Origin of the sequence: Shewanella vaxholmensis (assembly GCF_031932135.1) — a bacterium.
Taxonomy (GTDB): Bacteria; Pseudomonadota; Gammaproteobacteria; order Enterobacterales; family Shewanellaceae; genus Shewanella; species Shewanella hafniensis.
On sequence record NZ_JAUOEV010000006.1, the window covers coordinates 146,480 to 166,709 of the forward strand.

15 protein-coding genes are annotated in these 20,230 nt (G+C 47.5%); 10 read left to right on the forward strand and 5 right to left on the reverse strand.

Features of this window, described 5'->3' with window-relative positions:
- The first annotated feature begins 140 nt into the window (after positions 1–140).
- From Q4Q46_RS07925 to Q4Q46_RS07955, 7 genes are all read left to right on the forward strand, one after another.
- A complete protein-coding gene (locus tag Q4Q46_RS07925; RefSeq protein ID WP_311905651.1) occupies positions 141–2,621 on the forward strand; it encodes a S9 family peptidase in 2,481 nt (826 codons plus the stop codon).
- Positions 2,622–2,825: 204 nt separating this feature from the next.
- Positions 2,826–3,971 (forward strand): HDOD domain-containing protein, encoded by a 1,146-nt coding sequence (locus Q4Q46_RS07930; RefSeq protein ID WP_311905652.1) that lies wholly within the window; start codon positions 2,826–2,828, stop codon positions 3,969–3,971.
- A 55-nt stretch (positions 3,972–4,026) separates the two neighbouring features.
- Entirely contained in the window at positions 4,027–4,938 is a 912-nt protein-coding gene (locus Q4Q46_RS07935; protein ID WP_259523044.1) for an alpha/beta hydrolase, read from the forward strand.
- Between the two features lie 308 nt (positions 4,939–5,246).
- Complete coding sequence (locus Q4Q46_RS07940) at positions 5,247–6,464, forward strand: aspartate aminotransferase family protein (protein WP_006080073.1); 1,218 nt, start codon at positions 5,247–5,249, stop codon at positions 6,462–6,464.
- Positions 6,465–6,591: 127 nt separating this feature from the next.
- Positions 6,592–7,611: an arginine N-succinyltransferase gene (gene astA, locus Q4Q46_RS07945; RefSeq protein WP_012197665.1), complete on the forward strand. Its 1,020-nt coding sequence runs from the start codon at positions 6,592–6,594 to the stop codon at positions 7,609–7,611.
- A gap of 9 nt (positions 7,612–7,620) precedes the next feature.
- The gene (gene astD, locus Q4Q46_RS07950; protein WP_311905653.1) at positions 7,621–9,081 is read left to right on the forward strand and encodes a succinylglutamate-semialdehyde dehydrogenase; all 1,461 of its coding nucleotides are present in this window, start codon (positions 7,621–7,623) and stop codon (positions 9,079–9,081) included.
- A 209-nt stretch (positions 9,082–9,290) separates the two neighbouring features.
- A complete protein-coding gene (locus Q4Q46_RS07955) occupies positions 9,291–10,094 on the forward strand; it encodes a DUF1338 domain-containing protein (protein WP_006080078.1) in 804 nt (267 codons plus the stop codon).
- A gap of 115 nt (positions 10,095–10,209) precedes the next feature.
- Here the strand turns inward: Q4Q46_RS07955 and Q4Q46_RS07960 are convergent, their stop codons facing one another.
- From Q4Q46_RS07960 to crp, 4 genes are all read right to left on the reverse strand, one after another.
- Positions 10,210–11,538: an ATP-binding protein gene (locus Q4Q46_RS07960; RefSeq protein WP_311890138.1), complete on the reverse strand. Its 1,329-nt coding sequence runs from the start codon at positions 11,536–11,538 to the stop codon at positions 10,210–10,212.
- The gene (locus Q4Q46_RS07965) at positions 11,535–12,209 is read right to left on the reverse strand and encodes a response regulator transcription factor (protein WP_006080080.1); all 675 of its coding nucleotides are present in this window, start codon (positions 12,207–12,209) and stop codon (positions 11,535–11,537) included. The genes Q4Q46_RS07960 and Q4Q46_RS07965 overlap by 4 nt, the downstream gene beginning before the upstream one ends.
- Entirely contained in the window at positions 12,190–12,537 is a 348-nt protein-coding gene (locus tag Q4Q46_RS07970) for a PepSY domain-containing protein (protein ID WP_006080081.1), read from the reverse strand. The genes Q4Q46_RS07965 and Q4Q46_RS07970 overlap by 20 nt, the downstream gene beginning before the upstream one ends.
- An 82-nt stretch (positions 12,538–12,619) precedes the next feature.
- Positions 12,620–13,255: a cAMP-activated global transcriptional regulator CRP gene (crp, locus tag Q4Q46_RS07975; RefSeq protein WP_006080082.1), complete on the reverse strand. Its 636-nt coding sequence runs from the start codon at positions 13,253–13,255 to the stop codon at positions 12,620–12,622.
- A 430-nt stretch (positions 13,256–13,685) separates the two neighbouring features.
- On the opposite strand from crp, the gene Q4Q46_RS07980 reads away from it, so the two are divergent.
- On the forward strand, positions 13,686–14,465 hold the full coding sequence (locus Q4Q46_RS07980) for a tetratricopeptide repeat protein (RefSeq protein WP_311905654.1): 780 nt from the start codon (positions 13,686–13,688) through the stop codon (positions 14,463–14,465).
- Between the two features lie 122 nt (positions 14,466–14,587).
- Here the strand turns inward: Q4Q46_RS07980 and thpR are convergent, their stop codons facing one another.
- Positions 14,588–15,127, reverse strand: coding sequence for an RNA 2',3'-cyclic phosphodiesterase (thpR, locus tag Q4Q46_RS07985; protein ID WP_311905655.1), 540 nt, complete (start codon positions 15,125–15,127; stop codon positions 14,588–14,590).
- Between the two features lie 199 nt (positions 15,128–15,326).
- Here thpR and Q4Q46_RS07990 point away from each other — a divergent pair, with 199 nt between their 5' ends.
- Positions 15,327–17,546: a putative bifunctional diguanylate cyclase/phosphodiesterase gene (locus tag Q4Q46_RS07990; protein ID WP_311905656.1), complete on the forward strand. Its 2,220-nt coding sequence runs from the start codon at positions 15,327–15,329 to the stop codon at positions 17,544–17,546.
- 82 nt (positions 17,547–17,628) lie between these two features.
- Positions 17,629–20,178, forward strand: a complete 2,550-nt coding sequence (gene hrpB / locus Q4Q46_RS07995) for an ATP-dependent helicase HrpB (protein WP_311905657.1) — start codon at positions 17,629–17,631, stop codon at positions 20,176–20,178.
- The last annotated feature ends 52 nt before the right edge of the window (positions 20,179–20,230 follow it).

A 20,230-nucleotide genomic window follows, 5' to 3' on the forward strand; every position in this document is an offset into this window, starting at 1 on the left:
TACAAGATTTATCCTTTTTTTAAGCAAGTTTAGCGATTAACTATGCTATAACTGCGGCAAAACTACGCGAATAGGCAAAACCAGCAGATAAACTAGACTGGGTCATGTAGCCGTTGCGATAACAATAAAAGGAAGGACAAATGAGAAGCGTAATGCGAAATTTGGGTTTAAGTGCGTTAGCGGTTGCCGTGTTGGCAGGTTGCGCTGCGACATCGACTGAAACAGCAGTTCCTGCATCATCCCCGCAAGCATTCCAAGTTCCCTTAGCCCAACCGCCACAGGTTTCACAGGCGCTTACGCTTAATCAAATTATGGCAAATCCCGATTGGATGGGCGTTTTCGCCAAAGAGGCATACTGGAGCGACGATAGCCAAAGTGTGCTGTTTGCCCGCCAAGCGAGTGCTTCACCTCTGCGTAGCTATTATCAGCAAGGCATTAATGACAGTCGCGCCGTCGAGCTAGCGCTTGATAAATTACACGCGGCAGATCAGCAGTTTGGTGTGTTTGATCGCACTAAGTCCCACAAGGCTTATCTGTATCAGGGCAATATTTTTGTTAAGCAATTAAGCACAGGTAAAATCAGCCAGCTGACTCGCCAGCGCAGTGCCATCGATGGCGTGCGTTATCTCAATAATGGCGATATCGCCTATTGGCAGGGCGACAATGTTTTCCAAATTCATCAAGACTTAGGCTTAGTCGAGCAACTTGCTGAAATTAAAATGGCGAAAGCCCCAGAAGGTGTAAAAGAGCCAACGTCTTACATTGCTAAGCAACAGCACAGATTAATTAAGTATGTGGCGCTGCAGCAAGAGAACGCTAAAGCCAAAGCACAGTACAAAGATGAATTGCAAAAAAGCGACCCAACGCTTGCCGCCAGCACTTGGTATTTAGGCGATAGCGAAGTCGTGTCAGAGCTTAGCCTGTCACCGGATGGCCGCTATATTTTACTTGCTCTGACCGACAAGAATTACACCGGCAGCAGTGAACACGACATCATGCCTAACTACTTAGGCAGCGATGGTTATATTGATCCTGTACCCGTGCGTGCACGTGTGGCTGAAGATACGCCGCCAGGGCAACGCTTTGTAGTGCTTGATTTAAACCAGCATAAACAAGTCGATATCACTATCGAGGGCCTGACGGGTTTTGATGAAGATGTGCTCGCCAAAGTGAAAGCTGAGAATGCTAAAGCGAAAGGCGAAACTTACCAAAGCACTAAAGCGCCACGCAAAATTCAGCTGATGCAAGATTGGGGCTGGACCCAGAGTGCGATTCAGTGGCATGAATCGGAAGATAAATTGGCTCTGATGCTAGAAGCTACCGATAACAAAGATCGCTGGATCGCCAGTGTCGATCTCGCTAAAGGTAAATTCACCACAGAACATCGTTTGCATGATGATGCATGGGTGAATTATGACTACAACCAATTCGGTTGGTTGCCGGGGACGGATTCTCTGTACTATTTGTCGGAAGAATCAGGTTATTCGCAGCTCTATGTGAAAGGACTCGGTGAAAAGCCGCGCGCCTTAACCCAAGGCAAGTTTGTTGTGAGCGACATTACGCTGTCACCGGACGCGAATTATATCTACTACAAAGCTAACCAAACTCACCCTGGTATGTATAACGTTCACAGGGTGAACTTAGCCACAGGTAAAAATGAGCAATTAACGCAGTGGGATGGCAACTTAGATTACAGCCTAAGTCCTGATGGCACTCAGCTATTACTTAATGCCTCACGCCGTACTCAGCCCAATGAGCTGTATGTTCAACCCATTGGCGGTGAGTTAAAGCAGCTGACGTCTTACACCAGCGATGCCTTTAAAAATTACCCATGGCAAGCGCCAGAAGTGGTAGCAGTACCTTCAAATCATGGCGCCGGCAAGGTGTACGCCCGCGTTTATTTGCCACAAGGCTATGATAAGTCCCGCGCCGAGAAATACCCTGCGGTGATTTTCAACCACGGCGCAGGTTATCTGCAAAATGCTGACTACGGCTTTAGTGGATACTTTCGCGAGTTTATGTTCCACAACCTGCTGACTCAACAAGGTTATGTGGTAATGGACATGGATTACCGTGGCTCTAAAGGTTATGGCCGAGATTGGCGCACTGCGATTTATCGCAATATGGGTCATCCAGAAGTCGAAGACTTAAAGGATGGCGTTAGCTGGATGGGAGCCAATACGAATGTCGATACGCAGCGTGTCGGGACCTATGGTGGTTCCTACGGCGGATTCTTAACCTTTATGTCATTGTTCACTGCACCAGATCTGTTCCAAGCAGGAGCCGCACTGCGTCCTGTGGCGGACTGGGCACATTATAATGCGCCTTATACCTCTAACATTTTAAATACGCCTGATGTCGATCCTATCGCCTATGAGCGCAGCTCTCCGATTGAGCATGCTCAAGGATTAACGAAACCACTGCTTATTATGAGTGGAGTTATGGACGACAACGTCTTCTTCCAAGACAGCGTGCGCATGGTGCAGCATTTGATTGAACTGGAAAAACCGACCTTTGAAATGGCGATTTATCCTGTCGAGCCCCATGGTTTCCGTCAGCCTTCTAGCTGGTTAGACGAATACCGCCGTATCTATAAGTTATTCGAACAAGAACTCAAATAACTCAGCTCGATTTCCTGTAAAGGCCTCTATGTGAGGCCTTTTTATTGGGTAACTGAGTAGGAAATATCCGATATAACACTATGTTTGTGTTCTGCGACTTTGCGTTATTGCTAAGATTAAGTGTATGTGCTGAAATTGTAATGATTTTGAGAGTTTGATTGTTTTGACGTCACTCAGGCATTAGCGATATAGGAAAGATTTATAGTGGCGATTTCGGTTGCGGGCGGTGTAAGACCCGGCAAAATTATAGAGATAGAGCACAGACTCTACCAACAGTTGATCCTCGGAAAGCATAAAGCGAGCCCGACTCTTTTGGATGACCTCGACCTTGAATTAGAGGCCGATGCGAATAAGTTAGATGTTGAGCGCGAAGCGATTTTGGCACGTTTGATGAAACAAATTAAAGCCAAAGAAGTGTTCGAAGCCGTGTCGAGCCAGCTGCATGAAACGGTCAATAACGCCATCGAGCATCAACTCGCGTCCCCCGAACTGGTTCTGGCTAAGTCAGAGATCAATGAATCGCAAATTCTGTTGCTGGAATTACTGCTGGCAAAAAATCTTGATGCGACGCGATTAAGACCGCTTATCAGCAACTTAAGTTGGTTGTGCCGCGACTTAACCAATATGGTCAACAGCCCGTCTTTTCGCGCTCGCCGGCCTCAGAGTTCAGATGTGCGAGTCACTGATATTAAATTGGTGATGAATTACATCGGCATCGAAAACCTGCGAACGATTATCCCTTATTTTTGCCTGCGTAATTGGCTGCCGAGCGCCAATGCTAAGTTGTTGTGGACTACCCGTAAATTGTGGCGCTACAGCATAGTCAGTGGTATCGCGGCCAATGCGTTGGCTCAGCTTCATAATACTGACTCAGCCTTAGTTTATAGTAGTGCCTTGCTCAATCAATTAGGCACCTCGGTTGTGCTGAGTTTGAGTGCCCGCTTATTCGATCAAACTTGGGGCTCTTGGATAAGGGAAGCCAGCAGCAGCCGTGACAAGGAAGTGTATGATGCTGTGATTGCCACTGAGTTTCCGGCCAATGCTGTGTTTGAACAAGTGTTAAGCCATGGTCATAAACTTAACTGGCAGCTATTAGAGTTACTTAAGTTTGAAGCTAGCCCTTTGACTGGGTTATTGAAGGAGTTAGACCTGACCTTAAGCTATCGAGAATTGTCACCGCAGGCTGCATTAGTCGCGCGGGCAAACTGTTATGCTAAGGTGGTGTTGCTCGAAGAAATGCGTCAAATCGATCCCCAAGAAAAGCGTTTAATGTTCGATTATTACGAGTTAACTGAGCAAGAAGTGCTGCGCTTAAAAGCACAGAATTATAGGAAGTTAGATCTGCTGTAATCCACGACCTGCGACTTGAGCGTCGGGATGGCGGCGTTTAAGTAGAGGAAGGGATATGCCAAGCTGGCAAGCATCTGTACTGAATACTATTTTATCTTATGTTGCTAGGCCATCCATCAGTCGCGGCAAGGCCAAAGTCCCCCTAGCGCAAGTGCGTAAAAAGTTGTTTGATCTCGATAAACGTTGGCTTCCTTGGCCGGATAAGTTAGTCAGTGCCACCATCCCTTTGCAACACTCTAGCTTGCTGCATTATGTGCTTCTTGATCAACAAACTCGCATTGGCAATCTGTTTTATATCCGTGGCGGAGGTTTTTGTTTTAAAACGCCCCATGCCCACGCAAGACTGATCGCGGATATCAGCCAACGTTGTAAATTGGATGCCTATATTCCTGATTATCGTCTCGCACCTGAGCATCCTTTTCCTGCGCCATTTGATGATGTGCTTGAAGCCTATAAGCGATTAATCGCGCTTAGGGGGGCTGAGAATGTGATCCTCATGGGCGACTCTGCTGGCGGCAATTTAGCCCTGAGTTTGTTGCTGGAATTAAAGCGTTTAGCCCTGCCATTACCGACGGCCTGTATCTTGTTATCGCCCGCGTTGGATTTAGCACTAACCGGAGATACTGAGCTGATACTCGCAGCTGACGATCCCTTCTTCACCATCGAAGCTTTGCTGCGTTTACGTGGCGCCTATCTTGGGGGGGCCGACCCCATGTCAGCAAAAGTTTCACCCTTGCAGGGGGACTTGGCAGATCTGCCGCCTATCTTAGTGATTGCGGGTACGCGGGAGCTGTTATTGCAGGATTCTGAGCGCTTAGTCGCTCAAGTCAAAGCCAGCGGTGGCGAGATAACGGGCTGTTTTTACCCTAACATGCCCCATGTGTTTCCCTTGTTCAATTTATTGCCCGAAGCCCTTGAAGTGAGGTCGAAAATTAGCCATTTTGTGCTTTCACACTTGATTCGTTAAAATGGTGTAGTTATTCACATTCAGTGAATAGCTAGCAAAATGAGGGGTAAATAACTTTTTTTCTGACTAATTATGCTGAAAGCCACGGTCATAAACGCTTGTATAGTTCTTAAACTGCAATCTTTATGCACTTTGGGTGGAAGTGCGAGGATTGATGTTTGTGAAAAACTGGTATTTTGATCACATTTTCGCTAATAATGGTTATTAATAGACACAAGCAATCCCAGTATCACTAACTCTAGATAAAGATACCTATGGGACTCTGACGGTGCAAGGCGCCGTTAAACAAACACAAAGGACGAAGAAGAATGAGCGTTGATATGAAGTTAGATCGTGCCCAGTTTGACGCAGTGATGGTGCCTAATTATGCGCCTGCTGCTGTGATCCCTGTTCGTGGCGAAGGAAGCCGAGTTTGGGACCAAGAGGGTAACGAGTTTATCGATTTTGCTGGCGGTATTGCGGTAAATTGCTTAGGTCACTGTCATCCAGCCCTTGTGAATGCCCTTAAAACACAAGGCGAAAAATTATGGCATCTGTCAAACGTAATGACGAACGAGCCTGCCTTAGAATTAGCGACTAAATTAGTCAACAGCACGTTTGCCGACAAAGTGTATTTTGCCAACTCTGGCGCCGAAGCCAACGAAGCCGCATTGAAACTTGCCCGTCGTTACGCCTTAGAAAAGCACGGCGTTGAGAAAGACGAAATCATAGCGTTTGATAAAGCCTTCCACGGCCGTACATTCTTCACCGTTAGCGTTGGTGGACAAGCTGCCTATTCCGATGGTTTTGGTCCTAAGCCACAGAGCATTACTCACCTGCCATTTAACGATGTTGCTGCATTAGAAGCTGCAGTAACGGACAGAACCTGTGCCATCATGCTTGAGCCGCTGCAGGGCGAGGGCGGTATTATCGATGCCGATCCTGCATTCCTAAAAGCCGTGCGTGAACTGGCTAACAAGCACAATGCGCTAGTGATTTTTGATGAAGTGCAAACAGGTGTGGGTCGTACTGGCGAACTGTACGCTTACATGGGTACTGAAATCGTGCCTGACATTTTAACTACAGCTAAAGCACTCGGCGGTGGTTTCCCTATCGCAGCTATGCTGACAACGGCTGAGATTGCTGAACATCTAAAAGTGGGCACTCACGGTTCTACCTATGGCGGTAACCCATTAGCCTGCGCTATCGGTAATGCTGTGTTAGACGTAGTGAATACCCCTGAAGTGTTAGACGGCGTTAAACATCGCGAGCAGTTATTGCGCGATGGTTTGAACAAAATTAATGAAAAATATCATGTATTTTCAGAAGTACGCGGTAAAGGTTTGCTGTTAGGGGCTGTTCTTAATGAACAATACCAAGGCCGTTCACGCGACTTCTTGGTAGCCTCTGTCGCTGAAGGCTTAATGAGCCTGATGGCGGGTGCTAACGTGGTGCGTTTTGCTCCTTCTCTGGTGATCCCTGAGGCAGATATTGCTGAAGGTCTAGCTCGTTTTGAACGTGCTGTGGCGAGCATAGCTGCCGCCTAAATGACCAAAGGAGTGCTGAATTTATTCGCACTCCTTTTTTGTCAGGGAATACTTACGTGCATCATTACCTGTCTTTTTGAAGAGAGGCGCCTTGATGCACGGCAAGCCAAAGTGAGGAGACACTAAGATGTTAATCATACGTCCTATTCAGGCTGGCGATTTTGAAGCCTTATATCAAATTGCCGAAGAGTCTGGTCATGGTTTTACGTCATTACCCGTGAATGCCGATTTGCTCAGACATAAAATTGCGCGAGCAGAAGCCTCATTCGTCAAAACCGTCGATGCGCCCTTCGATGAAGGTTATCTGATGGTGCTGGAAGATACCGACACCCGTGAAGTGGTGGGGACGTGCGCTATCGAAGCGGCCGTGGGAATGGAAGATGCTTTCTACCATTATCGACTCGGTACTGAAGTCTATCATTCCGAACAAATTGACGTGCGTAACGAGGTCGAAACCCTCACCCTTTGCCATGATTACACTGGCGCCGCCGAAATGTGCACCCTGTTTTTGCGTGAAGCGTATCGCAAGGGCAACAATGGCCGCATGTTATCCCGCAGTCGCTTTCTGTTTTTAGCGCAACATGCAAAGCGTTTTGGCGAAACTGTAATTGCCGAAATGCGCGGTGTGAGCGATGCCGATGGTCATTCACCTTTCTATGGCTGGCTGCAAAAACACTTTTTAGGCATTGATTTTATTCAGGCGGATTATCTTTCTGGTTTGGGTAAAAAGGCATTTATGGCCGAAATGATGCCACGAAATCCGGTATATGTTTGTCTATTGCCGGAAGAAGCGCAGAAAGTGATTGGCGAGGTGCATACCAATACCCGTCCCGCATTAAGTCTGCTGCAGGCCGAAGGCTTTCGATGCCGCGGTTACGTGGATATTTTTGATGGTGGTCCAACGGTTGAGTGTCGTTTATCGGACATTCGCGGCGTGCGTGAAAGCCGTTTATTAACCGTCGATATTGGTGACATGGTCGAAGCCGACACTCAATTTATTATCTCAAATACTCAATTAGCCAATTATCGAGCGACGTCTGCCGCACTGGCTGTGGACGATAAATCCGAACACATCATTATCAGCCCTGAGCTGGCAGCGGGTTTGTTACTCGCAAAAGGCGATCAAATCCGTATTTTGGCAATGTAGGAATAGCAAATGACACATTATATTCAAGGTCAGTGGCATGATGGCAAAGGTCATGACGTGGCCTCAATTAACCCAGCCAATGCTCAAACTATTTGGACAGGTAAAACGGCTACAGCAGAACAAGTTAACGCCGCCGTTGATGCCGCGCGCGCCGCGCAGTTTGATTGGTTTATGTTAGGTTTCGATGCACGCTTAGCCATAGTCGAAGCGTATCGCAGCCAACTTGAAGCCAACAAAGCGGAACTGGCTGAAACGATTGCCCAAGAAACGGGTAAACCTCAGTGGGAAACGGCGACCGAAGTCGGCGCTATGATAGGCAAAATTGCACTATCGGCCGCGGCTTACAATAAACGTACGGGCACTGAAGCCAACGATACGCCAGCGGGACGCGCGGTTATCCGTCACAAACCCCACGGTGTTGTGGCGGTGTTCGGTCCTTACAACTTCCCCGGTCATTTGCCGAACGGTCACATAGTGCCTGCGCTGCTGGCGGGGAATACGGTCATTTTTAAACCTTCTGAATTGACGCCTAAAGTTGCTGAGCTGATGGTTAGCCTATGGGATAAAGCGGGTCTGCCTGCTGGCGTGCTCAACTTAGTCCAAGGTGAAGTGGATACGGGTAAAGCACTGGCTTCTCACCCGCAGCTCGATGGTCTGTTCTTTACTGGCAGCTCACGCACAGGTCATTTTTTACATCAACAATATGCCGGTCATCCGGGCAAGATTTTAGCACTTGAGATGGGTGGCAATAACCCACTGATCATTAAAGGTGTGCAGGATATCAAAGCTGCCGTGCACGATATTTTGCAGTCGGCTTATATCTCCTCTGGCCAACGTTGTACTTGTGCGCGCCGTCTATATGTAGAGCAAGGCGAGCAGGGCGATGCCTTGATTGCCATGTTAGCCGCTGCGGTCAAACAGATTAAAGTTGGCCCTTGGAACGCGCAGCCACAACCTTTTATGGGCTCAATGATTTCTGAAACTGCCGCCAAAGGTATGGTTGCGGCGCAGACAAATCTGCAGAATTTGGGTGGCGTATCGTTAGTCGAGTTAACCCATTTAGAAGCGGGTACGGGCTTAGTCTCTCCTGGCCTTATCGATGTGACGGCTATTGATGTCTTGCCGGATGAAGAATACTTCGGACCTCTGCTACAGCTGGTGCGTTATAGCGATTTCGATCAGGCAATCAAACTGGCTAACCAAACGCGTTATGGTTTGTCAGCGGGTTTACTGGCCGATAGCCGTGAAGATTATGACTATTTCCTTGCGCGCATTCGTGCAGGGATTGTTAACTGGAATAAACAAATCACTGGCGCATCGGGCGCGGCACCTTTTGGTGGCGTAGGTGCATCGGGTAATCACAGAGCGAGCGCTTTCTATGCCGCCGATTACTGTGCTTATCCCGTCGCTTCGGTCGAGGCCGATGCGGTGAGCTTACCTGCGACATTAAGCCCAGGTTTGAGCTTGTAAGCGGGTAGAGATTTGACTTTAATGTGGTAAAGAGTACGTGGTAAAGAGGAGGAAGGACGAATGTTCTTCCTTTTTAATAACAAGCAGTAACGTAACTTGAGCTTCTACTGTGGGTATGTGTGACGCTGCAACAGTGGCATTTAGGTCGTTACATTTAGTGTTCGCGGCAAAATAACAGCAATAACCGCAGCACAATAAAAGGAGTTTTTATGCATACCGACATCAACGCGTTATTTGCCGCCCTGTGGCAAGACTATATTCAAATGACCCCTTCTGCGGCAAAAGTGCACGCGCTGCTGGGCCATGGTAAGCCAATCATCAACGATCATATTGCCTTGCGTACTTTCAACATCGCTAAGGTGAATTTGGATGTGCTCGCTAAGCATTTCACTTCGTTAGGTTATGTACCTTGCGGTGATTATAAGTTTGAACAGAAAAAACTGATCGCTAAGCATTTTGAACACCCAGATTCGACTCAGCCTAAAGTGTTTATCTCTGAACTGTTAGTTGAAGAATTTAGCCCAGCGCTGCAAGACACCATTCGAGGCTTAATCGCCCAAGTAGATGTTGCGGCGACAACGGCGGACAACTTTATTTACTCGGGTCGCCATTGGTCTTTAGATTCTAAAACCTATCAGGATTTATTAACTGAGAGCGAATATGCGGCTTGGGTAGCGGCTTTTGGTTATCGCGCTAACCATTTCACTGTGTCTATCAATCACCTCGACGGTTTTGAAACCTTAGAGTCAGTGAATGATGCCCTGAAGCAAGCGGGCTTTGTGCTCAATGGCTCAGGCGGCGAGATCAAAGGTTCGCCAGAAGTGTTATTAGAGCAATCGTCGACTATGGCCGATAAGATTGGCCTTGAATTCACCGATGCGACAGTGGAAATCCCAAGTTGTTTCTATGAGTTTGCGCTGCGTTATCCTATGGCCAATGGTGAGCTGTATACTGGCTTTGTGGCTGCGTCTGCCGACAAGATTTTTGAAAGTACTAACGTGAATAAGGCTTAACGTGAATAAAGCCTAACGTCATCAGACATTAAGCATAAAAAACGCCATCAATTCGATGGCGTTTTTTTATGAGTATTTTAAAGAGAGCATTTAACGCTGAGCATGTTAAGCGAGACTAACTGAAGGTCAGTTCTATCCTCAGTCCACCTAAGCGAGTGCTGTGGTTAAACTTAAGCCCAATCTCATATTGTTCGGCAATTTCCTTCACTATCGACAAGCCTAAGCCGTGACCCATGACAGACTCATCTAATCGAGTGCCCCTTTGGGTGAGCTTATCGAGTTCATCATCGGCAACCCCTGGACCATCATCATCGATACAAAGGCAGAGACGCTCCTGTTGGCGTGATAACTGAATGCTGACTCGGCTCTGGGCCCATTTAAAGGCGTTGTCCAGCAGATTGCCTAGGAGCTCCATGCCATCTTCCCTGTGGATCGGCAGCCTGAGAATATTAGGGTCGAGTTCGAAATCACATTCGATGGTTTTATTGCGGTGAACCTTGTTTAAGGTGTTGGCTAGGCTGTGTAAATCCCTTGGGATCACCAATTGCGCCGCAGGAAGCATATCGCCTGTGATCCTTGCCGCCGCCAGTTTGCGCTCGACCATCTTGTGGATAGAATCCAGCTGTTGCTGCAAGGCAATGGCGGTTTCAGGATCTTTAAGACCAAGGGCTTCGACCTGTTGCTGCATCACGGCCAGCGGGGTTTTAAGCCCATGGCTTAAGTTACCTAAGTTATTGCGGCTACGCTCAATTTGCTTGGCTGTGTACTCGAGTAACTCGTTGTAAGTCTTCGCTAATGGTTGCACTTCGGGGGGAATGTTATTCAGCTCCAGCGCGTTAATTTCGCCTTCTCTTAGCCGAGAAAGCGCGTGCTGAATATGTTTAACTGGCTTAAAGGATTGGCGCAGGATCAGGAAGATCCCCGCGATCATAGCAACCAACATCGCCAGATTGATCCCAAGCTTAGTGCCATAGACTTCGCTAAACACGCGTCTGCCGATACTCAAATCTTGGGCAACGGTTAAGGTGGCACTGACATTGGCGCTACTGGAATTTAATCCCAGTGATAACAGCTGCATATCGTTATTTTTTGGCCCTTTAGCTTGCCAGACACGGGTTTTATTTGGCGCGAGTGGCTCGATATCTAACTGCATATCCCACAGGGAGCGCGAGCGAATGACTTCATTGGGCAGGTTAAGCTGGAAATAACGGCCTGAATAGGCGGGCTTGTAGAAACTGGAAAGCTGGCTTTGATCTATGCTGATATCCCCATCGTGGATATGGGTTGCCAACATAATATGTTCGAGATCTTCTTCTAAGCGATTGATAATAGAGTCATGGAAGGCCTGACGCAGCATGGACTCAAATAATATGAGCCCAATGACTGTGCCTATTACCAGTAAGCCCGTTAACCATAAACTGAGCTTAGTGCGGATCGAGATCATTCAATAATGCCGTGGAAAATATAACCTTGGCCGCGACGGGTTTCAATAGCGGTTTTGCCTAATTTTTTACGTAAGTGGGTCACATAAACTTCGACCACATTACTCTCTTTCTCATCGTCAAACTGATACAGCTTATCGGTGAGCTGTGTCTTAGATAACAGCTTCTTAGGCGACATCAGGAAGATTTTTAACAGTCTGAATTCCATCGCCGTTAGCTCAAACAATTGGTCTGCCACTTTTACCGTTTGCTCGGCTTCATCTAAAATCACGCCGCCATAGCTCAATTGCTTGCTAGAAGTATTTAAACGGCCATGGGCACGGTGGATAAGGGCTTGAATACGGGCCAGTAATTCCTGTGCGTGGAAAGGCTTGCCTAAGTAATCGTCGGCGCCAGCATTAAAGCCTTCGACTTTTTCATGCCATTGGCTGCGTGCGGTCAGCATGATGACAGGAGTGCTGATCCCTTGATTACGCCAGCCTTCGAGTAGTTCGAGGCCGTTGCCGTCGGGCAAGCCGATATCTAAGATCACGCAATCGTATTGGGTTTCTTTGATCAGATAATCGGCTTCAAGCGCTTTGTCTGTAATATCGGTCACATAGCCAGCGAGTTTGAGTTGTTTCTCCAGCTCGGTGACTAGCATTGGGTTATCTTCAACGAGTAACAGTTTCATGTTTTCGACATTCGCTCGGTAATGCTATTGAGTGATCGGCTTGGCCATTGGTTGCATCAATACTGAGATTGACGATTTGGCCACGCTGAACTTTGATTTGCAAATCATAGCGCCATTTATGATCTTCTTGATAGAGATGAGCATCAATTAGTTCACCTTGGCAAAACTGATTAACTACGGCGAGTGTACCGTTTAAGGACAGTATTTGCCCAGAGTTGACGAGTGCCTTGGCTTGATAGTGTTCTAATTCAATAGGTTCGGCATTCAATTGCATTGGATGCGCCAGCGTGAACAGGCTGAAAAAACAGATTAAAAACAGCCGTTTCATTTGAGCTCTCCAATAAAAAATGGCCTAGAATTTATTCTAGGCCACTTTAATAAGGCAGGCTTAAATCAAGCTGAAGACTAACTTAACGGGTACCGTATACCACGATGGTCTTACCATGAGCTTGGATCAAATTCTGTTCTTCTAACATCTTCAAGATACGACCCACAGTTTCCCGTGAACAGCCAACGATTTGGCCTATCTCTTGACGAGTGATCTTAATCTGCATGCCATCAGGATGCGTCATAGCATCAGGCTGTTTCGCCAGATGTAACAGCGTTTGGGCAATGCGGCCAGCCACGTCTAAGAATGCGAGATTACCCACTTTCTGGCTGGTGCTTTGAAGGCGATAGGCCATTTGCGCAGACAGTTTCATCAGAATTTCAGGGTTAACTTGAATTAACTGTCTGAATTTCTTATATGAAATCTCAGCGATTTCACAAGCTTGCTTAGCACGAACCCATGCAGTACGTTCGGCTTGCTCTTCAAACAAACCTAGTTCACCGATAAAGTCACCTTGATTCAGATAAGAAAGGATCATCTCCTTACCTTCTTCATCTTTAATCAATACCGCTACAGAACCTTTTACTATGTAATAAAGAGTATCTGAATCTTCACCAGCATGAATAAGAGTGCTCTTTGCAGGGTACTTATGAATGTGACAGTGTGATAAAAACCATTCCAAAGTTGGATCAGGTTTTGGCTTACCAATCAGAGCCATGTTGGTGTTCCTCGATTGATTAAAACGAAAGTAAGAGTATTCTAAATAAGCATTTTACGTCAATTAAACTAACAAAAACTTGATGGAAGTCTTACTTTAGAATAAGTGAATAAATGCAATTAACCATCTAAAATTAGAGCTTATTTTGCTACTTTAGTGATTTAAGTCAACTAAATCGGCGTGAAACTCGCTGGATTCACTTAACTCTGTCGAGTTAATCACATCTTACCAGTCTAATTAAGCCGTTTTATTATAGATTATGGATAAAACAGGCCCCTAAATTACAGTATAAGATGTTTCACTTTTTAAATTCGGCGCTTATTTGCTTCAACTTCCCCCATTATCCTGAGGTTTGTGTGTATTTAGGCTCGACTTATGGGGTTAATTCTGGCTAACTTTGTGGGCAGTCGCTTTCAAGAGAGGTAAGCAAGTGAAATACAGATTATGGGTTTTAGGTGCAGGTTTAAGCTTAACAATCGGGCTGAGCTCTGCGACGCACGCATTTTCTATCCCGCAGCCTGCTGCCGAACTCGCGGCCAGTAAGTTTGTGCATATACAGGTGACGGCAGAGCAAGGCGACGCCGATGCCCAATTTTTGCTGGGATTAATGTACCTTTCTGGCCGTTTTGTGGCGCAAGAAGTGCCCTCTGGTTTGCACTGGATTTCACTTGCCGCCGAGCAGCAACATGAAAAAGCCCAGCAAACCTTAGCCGACCTATCTTTTGAAGGCCAATTGATCAAGCGTGACTTATCCGTGGCCGAGCATTGGTATCGAGCCTTGAGTGAGCAGGGAAGTCGTTGGGCACAATTCCGTTTAGGTTTTATTTATGCTTCTGGCGGCGATGGTGTGCAACGTAATTGTGGTAAAGCGGTCGAGCAATTTTCCCAAGTGGGTGATGATGTTGCCTTAGGTAATGTGGCGTGGATTTTAGCGACTTGCCCCGAAGCTGAGTATCGCGATGGCAATAAAGCGGTCGAGTTATCCTTAAAGTTACTCAAAGTGAATGAGAACGATCCGACAAATTTAGATAATCTGGCGGCGGCTTATGCCGAAGTCGGCGATTTTGGTGCGGCAATTTCGACGCAGCAAAAAGCGATAGAAGCGTTAAAGATGAGTGCCGAAATGACCAAGACAGATGAGTTTATGCAGCGCTTACAAACCTACGAGCAAAAGCGTGCGTATCGCGAAACCTTACGCTTACTCGAATAAGGCATTGGTTATTGGAGCCCTTAAAGTAAGCCCTGTTGGTTTATTCGCGCTTTAGTTGATGCATATAATGATAAATTGGAAAGCCTGAGTTAATACTCGGGCTTTTTTGTTTTTAATTCACGCTAACCGAGCGTCCAAGAATCTAGGATGTGGTATTCCACACCCGTGCTTGTGCTTTTTGAATGATATAAATGCAAATGTTCGGGCGTTAGCGTATTCATCTCCTTGAGTTGCAATAAAGCCGGCTCATCTCGTGTCCATTGTTTGGCCTTCCTAAATAAACTAATGTGCGGGCAAAAGTGGTGTTCACTGCTATGTAATTGCAGGCGGCCTGCTATTGCTTGCGTCTGCTTAGCTAATTGCGCTAACGGCGGATCAACTTCATCGGCTTTTAAGCAACAGACTTGGGCATTAGGCCATAAATCGAACTGGTTAAGTTGAACACTGAATCTTGGCTTAGCTAAGCGGTCAAGCGCATCAAGGAGGGAGATACGTTGATCGTCGTCCACTTGCCCTAGAAAGCAGAGCGTTAAATGCATATTGTTGACACTCACTGCTTTCGCCTCAGGATTAAGGTGGCAAAGCAGTTGTTGCTGTAAATCACTCAGCCTTGCTTTTTGTGTAGTCGTAGGCGCGAAGCCGAGAAATAGCCTTTGTTGCATCGGTTTATCGTCCTTTGTGGGGCTCAACACGGATTATCTCAGGGAACACTTTGACGGTTAGCGTCTTTGAGCGTTAATCTAGTTGTTGAATTTATCGGCTAATTTACGACTCAAGCAGACGTTTAATTCACTGTGAGCCTATACTCAATATACGTCGATAATACCTTAAATGGATTTTTAGGTAAGGAAGTCACTTTTCATGTCAGTAGGTTTAGCAAATCCACTCCAACAGGCCTTAGTGAGTATTTTTAGTGAGTCTCCACTAGAAACCTTAGAGCAAAATGTTGACCGAGCACTTGAGACCATCACATTGCAACTGCATTGTGATGGGGTATTTGTATTGACGGGCAGCCAGTCTCTGGATCGTTTACGCACGCGTAATTTGTATCTAAAACCCCAATTTGCTAAAGGCCAGCAAACTCGAGTTTGGCCCTTAGCGCGCATGCCATTCTTTCGCTCACTCGTTCGCACCCCAAGACTATTAAATCTGCCCGATGTGAATACCTTACCCGCCGATGCACAGGCCGAGCGAACGCTATTAAGAGATTGGGACGTCAAAAGTTTATTGGTATTGCCACCTGTGGTATTTGGCGAAACGCGTATCGCGTTGGGCGCGGTGAATTGCTCTGAGTGTTGCGAATGGAGCGAAGAGTTTATTCAGGAATTTAATCACGCCGCTGTGATGATTGGCTCGGCGATGGAGCTGACGCGTATCGCCCTGAGTATGCTCGCCAGTGAGCATAAATATTGTGAAGTCTTTAATCAGTTGCCCTTAGCCTGTGCCTTGCTAGATAAGCATGATCAATTGACTATGCTCAATAAAGTCGCCCTGCAAACGCTACCAATCCAACATGGTTATGACTTATTCGACATGGTACGTGAGGAAGAGCATGCCATGCTCACCGATACCTTACATGTGGTACGTGAAGGTGTACTCGGTCACGCTTGGTGTGAGTTACCCTTAAAATCTATCCATCAATTGGCTTGGTTGAAACTCAGCTTTAGCCAGATCAGTGGCGATAAAGATACCTTAGTCATGATTGCCGAAGATGTCAGTGAAAAGTATCGCCTAGCCGATGAGCTGTCATTCCATGCCAATTATGATGCGCTCACAGGATTGCCCAATCGGTTACATTTCGAAGCCCTATTAGAAAATCTGCTGCACGCCCACGACGACATGCCAATATGTGTGGCGTTTCTCGATTTAGACCAATTCCAAGTCATCAACAATATCAGTGGCCATCAGGCAGGCGATAAGCTGCTGTGCCAAGTGGCATTGCGCTTAAAACAGCTCGTGCGTAAGGGCGATATTGTTGCCCGTTTAGGAGGCGATGAATTTGGTATCTTAATGCATTACTGCAATGTGGAATCGGCGAAACAAATTGCTAAACGTATCTGTACCCAATTGGCGAAGCATGAGTTTATTTGGGAAAGCCGTAGTCACAATGTCAGTGTCAGTATGGGGATTGCCAAGTTAGATAAAAAAGCCGCCGACATTTATACCGTAATGAGTCAGGCCGATGCTGCGTGTCGCTTGGCGAAGGATCAAGGTCGCAATGGTTGGCATTTATACAGCGCGAGCGATCCTAAAATGAACCGTCTCTATACCGAGATGATGGCGTCTGTGGATATCGTTGGCGCACTCGCGTTAAATCAATTTGAGCTTTATTTTCAAAGCATAGTGCCATTAAACCGTGAGGCGTCAGGTCTGCATTTAGAGATCTTACTGCGCATGGTGCAGGCTAACGGCACTATTGTGTCTCCCGCCATTTTCTTACCCGCCGCCGAGCGATACAACTTAGCTTCTAAGGTCGACTTGTGGGTGATCGATAATTTACTCAAGTGGGGCGGTTGCCATTTAGATATCTGGCAGCAATTGGACCTAGTGTCGGTGAATTTGTCGGCGACGTCTTTGGGCGACCATGAGTTTATGAACTGGCTAGAAATGCGTTTAATGGCCGAACCTGAGCTGGTGGACAAGCTTTGCATCGAAATCACTGAAACCGCAGCCGTGAGTCAGCTCGATCAAGCGACAAAGTTACTCGATATATTGCGCCCGCTCAATTGCAAGTTAGCCCTCGATGACTTTGGGGCTGGTTTTTCTAGCTTTGCCTACCTTAAGCGCCTCAATGTGGACATTGTGAAGGTAGATGGTCAATTTGTAGTGAACATCTGCGAAGACAGTGCGGATCAGGCGATTGTTAAGTCGATTTGCCAACTCGGCCAAGATATGGGCTTTGATGTGGTTGCCGAATTTGTCGAATCCCAAGATATTGGCCGAAAACTGCAAGCTTTAGGCGTCGACTATGCCCAAGGTTACGCCATCAATAAACCGATACGGTTAGCTGAATTGCAGTCTGGACTCAGTCAGCCTTGGCTCGAAAAACGTGAGACCTTTGCGGCCTATCCCCTACTATAGTGTTTGGTACACTTATCTACTGAGCTGGATTATGTTGCAGTGAAATGGTACTCACCGTCGATTGTTAGTACACTGACGGCCTGTGTTGGCCGCTGATGTCTTTTTCTTGAACTCTCTACCTATTCATAGCTTATTAGCACCGCTGCGTGCGGCTTTTTCTAGTCACGCTCAAGTGATCCTCGAGGCACCGACAGGTGCGGGTAAATCTACCGCGTTACCTTTGGCTATGTTGGATTGGCCAGAAATCAGCGGACGCATTTTAATGCTCGAACCGCGGCGTGTCGCGGCGCGCAGTGTGGCGCACTATATTGCCCATTGCCGCCAGCAAAAGGTGGGGCAAGAAGTGGGCTATCGCGTGCGCGGTGAAGCTAAAGTCAGCGCTAATACCCGCTTAGAGATTGTCACCGAAGGCATACTCACGCGGATGATCCAGCAAGATCCCGAATTAACTGGGATTGAGATGATCATCTTCGATGAGATCCATGAACGCCACCTCACTACCGATTTAGGCCTCGCCTTAGCACTCGAAGTGCAAGCTTCACTGCGGGACGATTTAAAAATATTGGCCATGTCGGCAACCTTATCTGGTCTTGCCTTGGGCGAATTGATGCCAGAGGCCGTGACCTTACACAGTGAAGGCCGTAGTTTTCCCGTTGAGGTTGAATATCGCCCTGTGCCGACGCAGCAGCATTGGATCGATCACCTTGGCCGCTGCGTACTCGATCTAGTCTCGGCCAGTAGTGTCAGTGTTGATAAAACGGCTAGCAATAATGCCGTGCTCGTTTTCTTACCTGGAAAAGGCGAAATCTCACGACTGCAGCAGTTTCTGCGTGAGCGCTTAGCCCAAGATGCCTTTCTGATTTGCCCCCTTTATGGTGAGCTTTCAGGCGCTGAGCAAGATAGCGCGATTGCGGCAACTACAGATGGCAGGCGCAAAATCGTGCTAGCGACTAACGTGGCGGAATCGAGCTTAACTATTGAAGAAATAGGGTTTGTCATCGACAGCGGCTATAAACGTCAGGCCAGTTTTAACCCTAAAACTGGCGTCACTCGTTTAGGCTTAAAACGTATTAGCCAAGCTTCGGCAACTCAGCGCAGTGGCCGCGCCGGACGTTTATCTGCGGGCGTGTGCGTGCGTTTGTGGAGCCAAGAAGAACATGGCCGCATGCTCAGGGCCGATGAACCCGAGATCAGCCAAGCGGATCTGGTGGCTATGGCCCACGATTGTGCTTACTGGGGCGCAAAATCCTTCAGCGACTTGATGTTGTTAACGCCGCCACCGAGTGTGAATGAGGCGCTGGCGTGGAAATTATTGCAGCGCTTAGGCATGGTCGATGGTGACAATAAACTCACTTCCCACGGTAAAGCGGCCTATGAGCTGGGGTGTCACCCCAGGCTTGCCCATATGCTATTGGGCGCGAAAAGCTTAGGCGCTAATTATGAGCAAACTGGGCAATTGGGCAGTTTGGCCTGTTTGCTGTCGGGGATTGTAGAGGCGCGCGGTTTGCCTAAAAAGGGCGCCGATATCATGAATTACCTGCACTTTGCCTGTCAGGGGCAAGCGGGACAGCAGGCAAAACAGTGGCAGAAAAAGCTCGGTTTAACTGCTGACTTAGTGAAGGTCGCGACCCATGCTCACCACAGCGATGTGGGATTATTGCTGGCGCTGGCGTATCCAGATCGCATCGCCAAAGCGCGCGGCGTTGAGGGCTATCAATTAGCCAATGGCACTGGTGTGGTGCTGACGGCCGAAGATGCCTTGTCGCAAACGCCTTGGATGGTGGTGGCGGATTTCCAAGAAACCGAAGGCCGAAACGCCGGACGGATTTACTTGGCGAGTCAGTTTCAGCCGAGCTTGTTCGATAGCGAGCTAAAAGACTTGCTGGAAATCCACGAGATTTGTGGTTGGGATGAGGGCAAAGGCCGAGTCATTGCCGAGCGCCAATACAAGGTCGGACAAATTTTAGTGAAAACCGAGACGATTGCTAAGCCTGAGCGCAAGCAAATTGTCGCGGCCTTACTGGCTTATATTCGCCAGCAAGGATTACAAATTCTCAATTGGAACGCTAACTTAGAGCAGTTTCAATACAGGCTTAAACTCGCGACTGAGTTCGACGCGGGCAGCGGCTGGCCCAAGGTCGATGATGGGGCGTTATTAGCGAGCCTAGAAACTTGGCTGGCGCCTTACCTCGAAAATGTGAATAATCTGCCGCAATTAGTTAAGCTCGATTGCTTTGGTTTTGTGGCAAACTGTTTGAGCTGGCAGCAGAAACAGCGACTGGACGAGTTATTGCCAACCTCTTGGCCGTTAGTCACCGGCACCTCTGCGCCAATCTTATACGATGAGTCTGGGCGTGCGCTGCTGCGGGTGCGTCTGCAAGAAACCTTTGGCATGGCGCAGAGCCCTATGCTGGCGCAGGGCAAGCTAAAGGTGACGATGGAATTACTTTCTCCCGCCCAGCGTCCATTGGCTTTGACGGCGGATTTAGCCAGTTTCTGGCAGGGACCTTATGTGGAAGTGAAAAAGGAAATGCGCGGCCGATATCCAAAACATCTGTGGCCGGACGATCCTGTGAATACACTACCGACAAAATTTACCAAGAAGAAAACCTTGGGTTTAGCTCAGCCATAGCGCAGTAGCGCTGGTTTTTAAATCGCGTGATAACACGCCTTGATTCGCACCT